Below are 12,449 nucleotides of genomic sequence, written 5' to 3' on the forward strand. Positions count from 1 at the left end.
TGTATGCAGATGCCTTTCATTTTGAGCCAAAAGGCCGGTTAAGGATTAAGTGGATTCAAGCTGGAACACGGTGATTTCAGGCTTTGACAAAAAGCGGAGCGGCAGCCTGGTCGTGCCGATTCCTCGATTGACATAGATTTTCATTCCAGCTGTTTCATACATCCCTTCCGTATAAATTTCTCCGTACGGAGGCGTGATTAAAGGACCAAATACGGGAATCTGAATTTGTCCGCCGTGGGTGTGTCCGGATATTTGCAAATTGACGGGGTATTGTTTTGCCGTTAAAGCAGCGTCTGGCTCATGGACGAGCAAAATCGAGAAGGCTTTTTTACTCAGTTTTGACAGGATGCCTTCATAGTCGGGGCTGCCGAGCATCAAATCATCGAGTGACGCGATCTCTATTACGCTTCCGTCTATCAATTCAAGCTTCATGAAGTCGTTTCGCAGCACCTGAAAACCGGCCGATGCCATGAGCGTCTGATAGACTTTTGTTCCATAGCCGCCGTGATCATGGTTTCCGAATATGGCAAGCTTTCCATAGGGGGCTGAAAGCTTTTTTAAGGCGTTGACAGCATGCTCGTGTTCCCGGTAGCGATGCGGTTTATCTATTAAATCCCCGCTGAATACGATAAGGTCCGGGGAAAGGGCGTTCACTTGGCTGACAACATTTGAAAGCTCGTCTGCTGTAAAGTATTCGCTTAAGTGGGTGTCGCTGAACTGAACGATCCGAAACTGGTCAAACCCTTTAGGAATGAGACGATGCCGAATGGGAATCAAGTTTGTTTCAAGCATGTGCGGCTCGAGATAGCGCGCATAGCCCAAGCCGCCGGCAGCGGTAAAGAGCCCTGCTGCAGCAAGGCCTAAGAAGCCTTTTAAAAATTGTCTTCTGGACGGATTTTTCATAAGCAACCAACCTTTAATAGAATCTCTACATTATATCATCCAGAAAAGCCATTTTAGGACAGTCCGCGTGTTTTGTTAATTTTTTTTAACTTATATGATAAACTATGAATTGAATGAATACTCATTCATAAACAAGGGGGATGGATATGGACAGAAAAGTTGTAATCGTGACCGGCGGGTCGAGCGGAATGGGAAAAGCGATCGCCAAAAAGCAAGCCGAAGAAGGCTGGAATGTGATGATTACAGGCAGAACGCAAGAAACGCTTGAAGCGGCCAAAGAAGAAATTGAAACATTTACGGGGCAGGTGGCTATACGCCGGATGGATGTCAGGTCTGTTGAAGATGTGGAACAGATGATCACAGAGACGGCAGGACGCTTTGGTACGATCGACGCTTTGGTTAACAATGCCGCAGGGAACTTTATCTGCCCTGCTGAAAAACTGTCGGTCAACGGCTGGAAGGCGGTCATCGATATCGTGCTGAACGGCACATTTTATTGCAGCCAGGCAGCCGGCCGCTACTGGATCAAGGAAAAAAAACGCGGCCAGATTTTAAATATGGTCGCGACATATGCATGGGGCGCGGGTGCCGGTGTCGTTCATTCCGCGGCGGCAAAAGCAGGTGTCCTGTCGCTGACGAGGACGCTTGCAGTCGAGTGGGGAAGTGCATACGGGATCAGGTGCAATGCCATCGCGCCCGGTCCGATCGAGAGGACGGGCGGTGCCGAAAAATTGTTTGAATCGGAAGAAGCCGCGCACGCGACAATCAAAAGCGTTCCGCTCAACAGGCTGGGAACCCCTGAAGAAATCGCGGGACTCGCCGCATTTTTGCTTTCTGAACAGGCGGGATATGTCAACGGGGAGTGTGTGACGATGGACGGCGGCCAATGGCTGAATCCCCGTCCGTTTTAAGATTTCAAATTCAAAGGTGCGGGCCGGTATGGTATAATCAGACAAAGATTAGAAGCAGGTGATATGCCATGTTGGATCCACTCGATATTTTAACGAACATTGAAGATGTTATTCCATACTATCAGCCGATCTTCAGTGCTGAAGAACAAAAGGTGATCGGCTATGAAGTGCTGGGGCGTATCAAGGTAGAATCTGAAGTGAAGAGTCTCGGGCCGTTTTTTTCTGATCCGACAATTCCTGAAGAATACAAGAAAGAGGTTGATCTCAAGGTGATCCGCCAGGCGCTTGATCATTTTTTGGAGAGCGGGCGCGACCTGCTCATCTTCGTCAATCAAGATGCAAATGTGCTGATGATGGATCACGGTGAATCGTTCCTCGACCTGTTGATGGAATATCAGGATAAAGGGCTCGAGCTCAACCGTTTCGTTATCGAAATCACGGAGCAAAAGTTTGAAGGGGATATTGAACAGCTGCATCATTTGCTGACCTACTACCGTACATACGGAATTAAAGTCGCTGTTGATAATATCGGAAAGGAAAGCAGCAACCTCGACAGAATCGCTCTTCTTTCCCCTGATCTGTTAAAGATCGACCTTCAGCCGCTCAAGCTGTCTTCTCCTTCGCCATCCTATGAATATGTGCTTTACAGCATATCGCTCCTTGCCAGAAAAATCGGCGCCGCATTGCTTTACGAGGATATTGAGGCGAGCTTTCAGCTGCAATACGCATGGAGAAACGGAGGCCGGTATTTTCAGGGGCAGTATCTTGAACTGCCGAAGGATGAATTTATCGAACGGAATGTATTAAAGGACCGGCTGCATGCCGAGTTTCACCAATTTATCACACATGAGAAGAAGAAGCTAACCATTTTGTACGACCACTCTGAGCAGTTTTACAAACGGATTCATCAGCTTGTCACATCGCTAAAGAAAACAGCTCAGTCAGACGATGATTTTCTCTTCAATCTCGGAAAAGAACTGACCGATTGCAGCTTTAGAATTTACATGTGCGATGAAGACGGGATTCAGCTGACGAAAAACGTGTTTAAACATGATGGAGCATGGATATTTCAGCCTGAGTACATCGGCAAAAACTGGAGCTGGCGCCCTTATTTTCTCGAGAATATCATGAGGATGAGAACGATGAGAAAAGGGTTTTTCAGCGATTTGTACAGCGATATCGAAACGGGGGAAATGATCAGAACATTTTCCTATCCGATGGATGAAGAATTGTATCTGTTCATTGACCTGTCCTACTCATATTTATACGAACAAGACGGATTAATTTAAGCGGCGGCCTTTCGCCGCTTTTTCTTTTCGAAAAAATGAATCCCGAGAGGTTTGTTTTGCGTATATAAAGGAAAATGTGAATATATATGCTAAAAAAGGGGCGGATCATATGAAGAACGTTTGGTCATTCTTACTGTGCGGACTATTGACTGCGGCTTTTGTATTCCTCTGTGCGGATTTTGCCGAAGCCGGAGAAAAACCGACAAGAGCGTCGTTATTTGAGACCCTTCAATCCGTATCCGACGTCCATTTTCAGCTGACCGAAAAGGAAAGAACGAAAAAAGACATGATATCCCTCTTGGAACCTTATATGGAACACGCCATGGCAGCGAAGTACGTGGAGGCGAACGCCTTTCCCGAACAAGCGGGGTGGATTTTTTACGGGACAGACGCGCCGGAAGTGGCAATCCCTTTCTTCAGCTATGATGAAAACACAAAAGTGGCGGTGAAAGACGGAAGCTATACCGTATATGAATGTGTTGGAGATCAAGACGGCGGTCCTGTTTCATATCAAAAAAATTATCAGACGGTGACGCTGAAGAATATCGGCGGCAGCTTCAAAGTAACGGCTATCGGCCAATCTGATACAAAACCGGCTGGAGAAGACATGATGGCCGAACAACCGGACGAGAAAGAAACAAACGCGAATTTTGCGGATAACAAGAAAGAAGACCACGCTGTATTCCCGCTGTTTGTCATCGATGTTAACTGGACATTGGCCGAACTTTTCAGCTAGAAAAAGAATTTTTAAAAAATTCATTGACAATGATACTGATAATCATTATCATTTAATTATAGAGAGATGAACCTCTCTGTTCCCCAACCCCTCTATCAGATCAAGATTTTAAAAAACTTGGCGCTGCCCCCGCCAAGTTTTTTATTTGCGTGGAATCCCGCACTGCAAATGGCTGCGGGATTTTTGGGCTTTAGGTGTGGGACAGGAATAAGACAATCCTGTTGCCCCATAAATCTAAATTGGTGGTTAAAATAGGCTCCTCTGCAGTCAAAAAAATATTTTTCATGTATGACATGAAAAAAGAAAACTCAAACTATGAAAAGCGGTTTTTCTTTTTCATGATCAGAAAGGAAAAATGTCATCGGCTGATACTTTGTGGTATGATGCGTGTAGAACTTGTATTATAATTAATACTTGTTGATCCTGAAGTTGTTTTTTTGAAAGGAGTCTTTTTTAGAATGTCACAATTAATGGGTATCATCACGAGACTGCAGAGCCTGCAGGAGACTGCGGAGGCTGCCGGAGAACCGACGCAGCGCAATTTTGAAGTAAACGGAGAAAAAATTTGCAGCGTAAAATATTTTGAAAAAAACCAAACATTTGAGCTGACAGTTTATCAAAAAGGCGATAAGCCTACCACATTTCCGTTTGACAACATCGATATGATTTCAATCGAAATCTTTGAACTGCTTCAGCAATAGGAGGATATGGCATGAAAGCTTTTCCAAGCGTTATTTGTCCGAATTGCAAAACAACCGAGCATATGGATCAAGTGCTGACAGCCCAGTCCAATCAGAATGTAATTTACAGATGTGACAGCTGCGGGTTCAGCTTGAAAAATATACCGACCAAAAAAGGATAGCAGACAGACGAATCGTTCCATCTTCGGTGCAGATCAAAAATGAAAAGGGGCATTCCAATGGCTGATTCTTTTCTTTTTTATAATCTTTCTGAAGATCAAATGACATTTCCTGAAGTGATCGGGAGACTGAAGGCGTTCATACGCCAAGATCCGCGGGCAAGCTATCTGCTGTCCGTCGGAACAGACTCGCAAATCCATCAGAACTGCACAAAGTTTATCACGGCTATCCATTTGCACCGCAAGGGCAAAGGAGCGTGGGGCTGTCTGAAAAACACGGTTGTCAACAGACCGATACATAGCCTCAGGGAGAAAATATCGCTTGAAACAGCTTACAGCCAAGAGATTGCCGCATATCTTTTAAATGATTACTTTAATGAAATTATGGATCTGCTTCTTCCGTTTACAGACGAGGGAGCAGATTTAACCCTTGAAGTTCATTTGGATATCGGAAAAAAAGGAATGACAAAGGATTTAATCCAGGAAATGACGGGCCGGATCACCTCCATGGGAATCTGTGCCAAAATTAAACCTGACTCCTATACAGCTTCAAGCTATGCAAACCGGTACACAAAATAATTGTTTGAAAGAAAATCGAACAGATGTCGAAATGTGCGGTTGACGTTTGAATTGCAATTTCATATTCTAGCCCTATAGAAACTAGAGAGAACATATTGTTTCTGACTCTAGCTAAATCAATTAGGGGGCTGGTTAAGAATGGAACGCTTTTCAGAAGAAGAGAGAAAACTGTTGCTGAACGTACTTTTGGACCATGAGTATGCCGTAGAGCTACTAAGCAGTGAGATCAATGATATAGAAACGGGTACAAAAAATGTGGATAGCCTGACATATAAAAAACTGGTTACCTTATACGACCGTGTCCGGTCTGAAAATTAGGTCAGATTATATCAATTGATACTCATTAGAGTATCTTTTTTGTTTCCTAAAAGGATATGGAATGATAAACTGACCTTGGAAGAAAGGAAAGTTTTCGACAAATATTGATATCGTTTATATTATTGTAGTATAGGGAAAATATGCGTTGATGGATTAAAGCTGAAAAGGAGTCGAAAAATCATGATTAGTATGCAATCAGATGAACTTCTTGAAACGACAGTAGGTCAGTTTATGATCGATGCTGATAAAGTAGCCCATGTTCAAGTCGGAAATAATCTGGAACATGCCCTTCTCGTGTTGACGAAAACCGGATATACCGCGATCCCTGTACTTGATGCTTCTTTCCGTTTGCACGGATTAATCGGAACGAATATGATCATGGATAAAATCTTCGGCTTGGAACGAATCGAATTTGAGAAGCTTGACAAGATTCATGTTGAAGAAGTCATGCTGACAGACATCCCACGCTTGAAAATTGACGACCCGATCTTAAAAGGATTCGGACTGGTCATCAACAACGCGTTTGTATGTGTCGAAAATGAAGAGCAGGTTTTCGAAGGCATATTTACAAGGCGTGTCGTGTTAAAACAGCTGAATAAGCATTTGAGAACGTTGAATAAATAGGCGCGGCAGCGGCCTATTTTTTATTTGCAGCGCTCCACCAAACCCTCCGCACATTCTCCGAAGCCTGACTTTCCGCTTGATTAAAAAACAGCCGTTTGATTAAATGTATGATAAGAAAAACTTATTGGAATGAGGAATGTCCATGCAGCTTCAAGAGCTCCACATGCTTGTCGTTCTGGCGGAAGAATTAAATATGCGGAAAGCGGCTGAACGCCTGTTTGTTTCCCAGCCGGCTTTGTCCCAACGCCTGCAGACCATTGAGAAATCATGGGGAACGAAAATTTTTTTGAGATCGCAAAAAGGGCTGACGGTTACGTCTGCCGGAGAAAAAATCATCCAGTTCGCAAAAGATGTGACATTGGAACAGGAAAAAGTGAGAGAGAATATCGATGAGTTGGAGGGCGAGATTCACGGTACGCTCAAATTGGCGGCCGCTTCGATCATTGGGCAGCATTGGCTTCCCAACGTTCTGAAAACCTATGTCAAACAATATCCAAACGTGAAAATTTCGCTCGTGACCGGATGGAGCAGCGAAATGCTGAAAAGCCTCTACGAAGACCATGTTCATGTCGGCATTATCAGAGGAAACCCGGAATGGAAAGGACCGAAGCATTACTTGATGCGGGACGAATTGTACCTTGTCGATACAGAGATCCGTAACATTGAGGACATTGCCAAAACGGAACGGCCGTTCATCCAGTTCAAAAGCGACAGCACGTACTACCAGGAAATTCAGCACTGGTGGCATCAAAAGTTTAAAACGTCGCCAAAGCAGACCATTATTGTCGACCAAATTGAAACATGCAAACAGATGGCTTTCCACGGAATCGGCTATGCGATCCTTCCATCTGTGACGCTTCACGGAAGCGGGAGCCATGTTCATCAAATCCCGCTGCTTGACGCTAAAGGAAAAGCAATCGGCAGAGATACGTGGCTGCTCGGTTATGAGCCGGCTTTCCAACTGAAGCAAGTACAGGCGTTTGTAGAGGTTGTGAAAGAATGTACGGCAACTGAATAAACATCAGAAAGGCAGGACTCAAAAAAGAGGGCTGCTTTTTTTGTGCGATTTATTGACATTGATAATCATTATCATTTAAAGTGTATCTATATAATAATGAAAATCATTATCAATTTCAGAGGTGATTCTGTTGTCTAAAGCATTAATTGCATATGCCAGCATGTCCGGCAACACGGAGGATATCGCGATGATCATCAAAGATACATTGAAGGAGAACGGTTTTGATGTCGCAATTCAGGAAATGGATGATGTCGATGCCGACTCATTGGCTGAATACGATCTTCTTTTAATCGGCACCTACACATGGGGAGACGGGGATCTTCCTTATGAAGCGGAATCGTTTTACGACGAGGTCTCTTCGCTTGACCTTAAAGGAAAGAAAGCGGCATGCTTCGGATCCGGCGACTATGCATACCCCCGCTTTTGCGAAGCGGTCAACACGTTTTACAGCATGCTAGAACGAACCGGCGCCGACCTTTATCGAGAGACCTTGAAAATAGAACTTGCCCCCGAAACGGATGAAGATGCCGAGTGCTGCAAGGAATTTGCCGAAGGTTTTATAAGATGGGCAGAACACGAAAAACGGCAGGCTGAGACCCATGTTTCATAAAGGTGCGACGGCCGTCGCTTCGGCAAAGCATTCCGGTTACTTTGTCGCCATCAAGCGGGAAGGGATTTTTCACTACTCACTTGAGCAAGGCTGGACAAAGCTCTTTCAATTAAAAAGCAAAATATGTTCCATCACCTATATCGGCGATTATTTATTCGGCGCAGGGGAGAGGGGAACGATTATCAGATCGTCTGACCAAGGAGCAACCTGGTCAATCTCAAGCTTTCCGACAAACGCCACGATTTGGTCGATCACAGGGAGAACGGACGGCTTTGTTTGTGCCCATGGGAAGCATTGCATTTACATATCAGAGGATTTCGGCGTCTCATGGAAAATCGTCAAGCCGTTTTCCGGTTTGAGTCATCCGCCCGTTATCCGCTCTCTGTGCCTCCATGAGGAGCGCCTTTACATCGGAACGCAGATTCATGAAGTGCACGGTGGTGTTTGGGCATACGATTTGGCAGCAGAATCGGCTTGTTTGATCAAAAAAGAAACCGGCCGCATGACCGCCTCGATGATCGCATTTGAAGGCGAATGGCTGGTTTGTGCGATGGGATCCAAAAAAGGAAATCACGGTGCCGTCAATTTGGTCAACATCCACACGAATGATGAAATACAAATCAGCCAGGGCCTTGTTGAGAATGAAGAATCATTCCTGGATGTGTCCGAAGACAACGGAATCATCTATGTCACATCGGCTCAAGACCGAGACGGATTTTCAAGAATCTACCGGCTTGATTTCTTTGAAAGAGAGCTGAAATGGTTTGACACGATTAAAGGGCATGGATTCAGAGTCGCCAATCAAAAGGAGAACTTCTTTTGCGCGGGTCTTTATGAATGCAAATTTGTCAGGCCTTATGAACAGCCTGCTGCAGCCCACTGATTTTATAGCGTTTTATAGGAGGAATAACGATGGGGAAAGTTTTGCTGGTTTATGCAAGCATGTCTGGAAATACAGAAGCAATGGCCGATTTAATCGAGAAAGGCCTTCTTGAGGGCGGGGCCGAAGTTGACCGCCATGAAGCGATGGATGTAGATGCGGCGCTCTTTAACGATTATCAGTATATGATATTTGGCGCTTATACATGGGGCGACGGGGATCTCCCGGATGAGTTTTTGGATATTTACGATGATATGGAAGGGATGGATTTCACAGGCAAGATGTTTGCCGTTTTCGGGTCCGGAGATACTTCTTACGAGCATTTTTGCGGTGCCGTCGACATACTTGAGGACAAAATCAAAGAGCTTGGCGGAGACACGGTGCTTCCGTCCGTCAAAATCGAAATGAATCCGGAAGTTGAAGAAGAAGACATGCTGCTTCAATTCGGCAGGGATTTTGCAAAGAAATGTGAAGTGCCGGCATGACATTTGCTAAAAAAGGAAACGGGACGCCCCCTTTCCTTTTTTTCTTGTTTTTAAATCTTTCCTTTGATACAGTAATGAGGAGAAAAAGAGAAGGAGGACTTACATAATGAAAATGATGGATGCAAATGAGATTATCTCATTTATTCAAAATAGTAAGAAATCAACACCTGTTAAAGTGTATGTGAAAGGCGACCTTGAAGGAATTGACTTCGGCGCTTCAGCCAAGCCTTTTATTACAGGGCATACTGGGGTAGTATTCGGTGAATGGGAGGAGATTCAAGCTGTGCTCGAAGCAAACAAAGGTAAAATTGAAGACTATGTTGTCGAAAACGACCGCCGCAATTCGGCGATCCCAACGCTCGATTTGAAAAATATTAAAGCGCGAATCGAGCCGGGTGCGATCATCCGCGATCAAGTGGAAATCGGCGACAACGCCGTTATCATGATGGGAGCTTCCATCAACATCGGCTCTGTAATCGGCGAAGGAACGATGATCGATATGAATGTCGTGCTGGGCGGACGAGCTACCGTCGGCAAAAACTGCCACATTGGAGCGGGTTCCGTGCTTGCCGGTGTCATTGAGCCCCCTTCAGCAAAACCTGTCGTTATTGAAGACGATGTCGTCATCGGTGCAAACGCCGTCGTACTTGAAGGTGTGACTGTCGGAAAAGGAGCCGTCGTTGCTGCCGGCGCAATCGTTGTGGAAGATGTGGCACCTTACACAGTAGTTGCCGGAACGCCTGCGAAAAAAATCAAAGACATCGATGAAAAAACAAAAGGCAAAACAGAAATCAAACAGGAATTGCGTCAGCTTTAAGAAGCGGCGGCGAAAAGTGCGTGGATGTGACAATCCACGCATTTTCGTATCGCCGGGGAGGTTAGAAAGATGAAATTGGACGAATTAGCAGCGATTCGCAGAGATCTGCACCAAATTCCTGAACTCGGTTTTCAGGAATATAAGACACAGGCTTATCTTTTGAACCACTTACTAAAGCATCCGGAAGACCGGATTGAAATCGAAAAGTGGAGAACCGGACTGTTTGTAAAGGTTAAAGGGACAGCCCCTGAACAGATTTTGGCTTACAGGGCGGATATGGACGGGCTCTCGATTCGGGAAGATACCGGATATTCTTTTTCTTCCATACATCAGAACCGGATGCATGCGTGCGGGCATGATTTTCATATGACGATTGCCCTCGGCATCATCGATCATTTCGTCCGCAACCCGGTTAAACAAGATCTGTTGTTTTTGTTCCAGCCTGCTGAAGAAGGGCCGGGCGGCGCTGAACCGATGCTTGAAAGCGATTTGTTTAAAAAGTGGGAGCCGAGCATGATCACAGCGCTGCACATCGCGCCTGAGCTCCCGGTCGGAACGATCGGAACGAAAAGCGGGCTGCTCTTTGCCAATACGTCAGAGCTTGTAATCGAACTTGAAGGAAAGGGCGGGCATGCCGCATATCCCCACCTTGCAGAAGATATGGTGGTCGCCGCCAGTTCGCTCGTTACGCAAATGCAGTCGATCGTAGCCAGGAATGTCGATCCGCTGGACAGTGCTGTCATTACCATCGGGACGATTACAGGCGGATCAGCACAAAACATTATCGCTCAGCAAGCAAGGCTTGAAGGGACGATCAGGACGCTGTCCCCGGGATCAATGGAACAGGTGAAGAAAAGGATCGAGGCGATGGTGAGCGGCCTGGAAACGGCTTATCAATGCATCGGTAAAGTCAGCTATCCGGCAGCATATTATCAGGTCTATAATTCAAGCGGTTTAGTTGAAGACTTTATGAAGTTCGTTTCTGAAAACGGCCTTGCAGAGGTCATCCGTTCAAAAGAAGCGATGACAGGAGAGGACTTCGGCTATATGCTGAAAAAGTATCCGGGCTTCATGTTTTGGCTCGGCGTCGATTCACCTTACGGACTCCACCATGCCAAACTGCAGCCGAAAGAGGAAGCGCTTGAGACGGCAGTCCGCGTTATGACGGCTTATTTCTCTTCCAAAGCCAATTAGAACAAGCGGCTGGTATAAAAAATCAGCAAACGTGGCATCTTAATTGGTGGAGGTGTTTCTTCATGTCGAAAAAAATCGGAATCGAACAATCTCTTTCTGATGTCGAGGCTGCTTTGAAGGAAAAAGGGTATGAGGTTGTAACGATGAAAACCGAAGACGATGCAAAAGGCTGCGACTGCTGTGTTGTCACTGGTCTGGACACTGACATGCTCGGGATTTCAGATACGATGACCGGAGCATCTGTCATTCAGGCGACTGGTTTAACTGCCGATGAAATCTGTCAGCAGGTTGAGCAAAAACTTCAGTAATAAACATAAAACCGAAGTTCCAGCTTCGGTTTTAACTTGTTTTTCCAAAAAAACGGCTGTCGGGTGTTAAACGGTTGTTTCATCATCCGGAGGCATGTTACACTTTTTTTAAAGGCTTAAAAAAAGAACAACCGCTAATTTAAATTTATTATCAATTAATATTGACTAAAAATATGGTAAGTATTATAATGAATTATGTATGTGATGTTATTAACTAAATGAGAATTTAATATTTAAATTCTCATTTTGATATGGGTAGCAGAACCCAAAAATCACAATTGGAGGGATACATAAAATGGCAGAACGCATGGTAGGTAAACAAGCGCCGCGCTTTGAAATGGAAGCGGTTCTTGCAAACAAAGAATTTGGAAAAGTAAGCCTTGAAGAAAACATGAAGAATGATAAGTGGACGGTTCTATTCTTCTATCCTATGGACTTTACTTTCGTGTGCCCGACAGAAATTACAGCAATGTCTGACCGCTATGACGAGTTTGAAGACCTTGATGCAGAAGTAATCGGCGTTTCAACTGACACCATCCACACTCACTTGGCATGGATTAACACAGACCGCAAAGAAAATGGTCTCGGCCAGCTGAAATACCCGCTTGCTGCCGACACAAACCATGAAGTATCCCGTGAATACGGCGTACTGATTGAAGAAGAAGGTGTGGCGCTTCGCGGATTGTTCATCATTAATCCGGAAGGCGAACTTCAATATCAAACAGTGTTCCATAACAACATCGGCCGTGATGTAGACGAAACATTGCGCGTGCTTCAAGCGCTGCAAACAGGCGGTCTTTGCCCTGCAAACTGGAAACCGGGTCAAGCAACTCTTTAATTTTTATTCTCAAATTAGAAATCAGATTGGAAAGGTCTAACATTTGTTAGACCTTTTTAATCGACAAAAATGACAATGGA

17 protein-coding genes are annotated in these 12,449 nt (G+C 45.0%); 16 read left to right on the forward strand and 1 reads right to left on the reverse strand.

Annotation, left to right across the window (positions count from 1 at the left end; all coding sequences use genetic code 11):
* Positions 1-45: 45 nt before the first annotated feature.
* On the reverse strand, positions 46-903 hold the full coding sequence (locus CP943_RS08220) for a metallophosphoesterase (protein WP_023857290.1): 858 nt from the start codon (positions 901-903) through the stop codon (positions 46-48).
* 146 nt (positions 904-1,049) lie between these two features.
* Here CP943_RS08220 and fadH point away from each other — a divergent pair, with 146 nt between their 5' ends.
* From fadH to ahpA, 16 genes are all read left to right on the forward strand, one after another.
* Entirely contained in the window at positions 1,050-1,814 is a 765-nt protein-coding gene (gene fadH / locus CP943_RS08225) for a 2,4-dienoyl-CoA reductase (RefSeq protein WP_026579792.1), read from the forward strand.
* A 68-nt stretch (positions 1,815-1,882) separates the two neighbouring features.
* Entirely contained in the window at positions 1,883-3,103 is a 1,221-nt protein-coding gene (locus CP943_RS08230; protein WP_026579791.1) for an EAL domain-containing protein, read from the forward strand.
* A 109-nt stretch (positions 3,104-3,212) separates the two neighbouring features.
* Entirely contained in the window at positions 3,213-3,839 is a 627-nt protein-coding gene (locus tag CP943_RS08235; protein WP_026579790.1) for a DUF3993 domain-containing protein, read from the forward strand.
* Between the two features lie 458 nt (positions 3,840-4,297).
* Positions 4,298-4,540 carry a YkuJ family protein gene (locus CP943_RS08245; RefSeq protein ID WP_003181299.1) on the forward strand — a complete coding sequence of 81 codons (243 nt, stop codon included), beginning with the start codon at positions 4,298-4,300 and terminating at the stop codon, positions 4,538-4,540.
* 11 nt (positions 4,541-4,551) lie between these two features.
* The gene (locus CP943_RS22425) at positions 4,552-4,701 is read left to right on the forward strand and encodes a hypothetical protein (protein WP_020451198.1); all 150 of its coding nucleotides are present in this window, start codon (positions 4,552-4,554) and stop codon (positions 4,699-4,701) included.
* Positions 4,702-4,758: 57 nt separating this feature from the next.
* Positions 4,759-5,277 (forward strand): ribonuclease H-like YkuK family protein, encoded by a 519-nt coding sequence (locus tag CP943_RS08250; protein ID WP_020451199.1) that lies wholly within the window; start codon positions 4,759-4,761, stop codon positions 5,275-5,277.
* Positions 5,278-5,415: 138 nt separating this feature from the next.
* Positions 5,416-5,595 carry an antirepressor AbbA gene (gene abbA / locus CP943_RS08255; protein ID WP_003181305.1) on the forward strand — a complete coding sequence of 60 codons (180 nt, stop codon included), beginning with the start codon at positions 5,416-5,418 and terminating at the stop codon, positions 5,593-5,595.
* 180 nt (positions 5,596-5,775) lie between these two features.
* Positions 5,776-6,219, forward strand: a complete 444-nt coding sequence (gene cbpB / locus CP943_RS08260; RefSeq protein ID WP_020451200.1) for a cyclic-di-AMP-binding protein CbpB — start codon at positions 5,776-5,778, stop codon at positions 6,217-6,219.
* Between the two features lie 142 nt (positions 6,220-6,361).
* Entirely contained in the window at positions 6,362-7,237 is an 876-nt protein-coding gene (locus tag CP943_RS08265; protein WP_023857289.1) for a transcriptional regulator CcpC, read from the forward strand.
* A 130-nt stretch (positions 7,238-7,367) separates the two neighbouring features.
* Positions 7,368-7,847, forward strand: coding sequence for a flavodoxin (locus CP943_RS08270; protein ID WP_020451202.1), 480 nt, complete (start codon positions 7,368-7,370; stop codon positions 7,845-7,847).
* Complete coding sequence (locus CP943_RS08275; RefSeq protein WP_026579788.1) at positions 7,837-8,730, forward strand: WD40/YVTN/BNR-like repeat-containing protein; 894 nt, start codon at positions 7,837-7,839, stop codon at positions 8,728-8,730. Before CP943_RS08270 ends, CP943_RS08275 begins: the two co-directional genes overlap by 11 nt.
* Positions 8,731-8,759: 29 nt before the next feature.
* On the forward strand, positions 8,760-9,212 hold the full coding sequence (locus CP943_RS08280) for a flavodoxin (protein WP_026579787.1): 453 nt from the start codon (positions 8,760-8,762) through the stop codon (positions 9,210-9,212).
* Between the two features lie 106 nt (positions 9,213-9,318).
* Positions 9,319-10,029: a 2,3,4,5-tetrahydropyridine-2,6-dicarboxylate N-acetyltransferase gene (gene dapD, locus CP943_RS08285; RefSeq protein ID WP_026579786.1), complete on the forward strand. Its 711-nt coding sequence runs from the start codon at positions 9,319-9,321 to the stop codon at positions 10,027-10,029.
* Positions 10,030-10,098: 69 nt separating this feature from the next.
* Positions 10,099-11,223 (forward strand): N-acetyldiaminopimelate deacetylase, encoded by a 1,125-nt coding sequence (locus CP943_RS08290; protein WP_020451206.1) that lies wholly within the window; start codon positions 10,099-10,101, stop codon positions 11,221-11,223.
* A gap of 62 nt (positions 11,224-11,285) precedes the next feature.
* Positions 11,286-11,531: a YkuS family protein gene (locus CP943_RS08295; RefSeq protein WP_003181323.1), complete on the forward strand. Its 246-nt coding sequence runs from the start codon at positions 11,286-11,288 to the stop codon at positions 11,529-11,531.
* A 295-nt stretch (positions 11,532-11,826) separates the two neighbouring features.
* Positions 11,827-12,369 (forward strand): biofilm-specific peroxidase AhpA, encoded by a 543-nt coding sequence (gene ahpA / locus CP943_RS08300; protein WP_020451207.1) that lies wholly within the window; start codon positions 11,827-11,829, stop codon positions 12,367-12,369.
* The last annotated feature ends 80 nt before the right edge of the window (positions 12,370-12,449 follow it).

This window comes from Bacillus paralicheniformis (assembly GCF_002993925.1).
Classification (GTDB): Bacteria; Bacillota; Bacilli; order Bacillales; family Bacillaceae; genus Bacillus; species Bacillus paralicheniformis.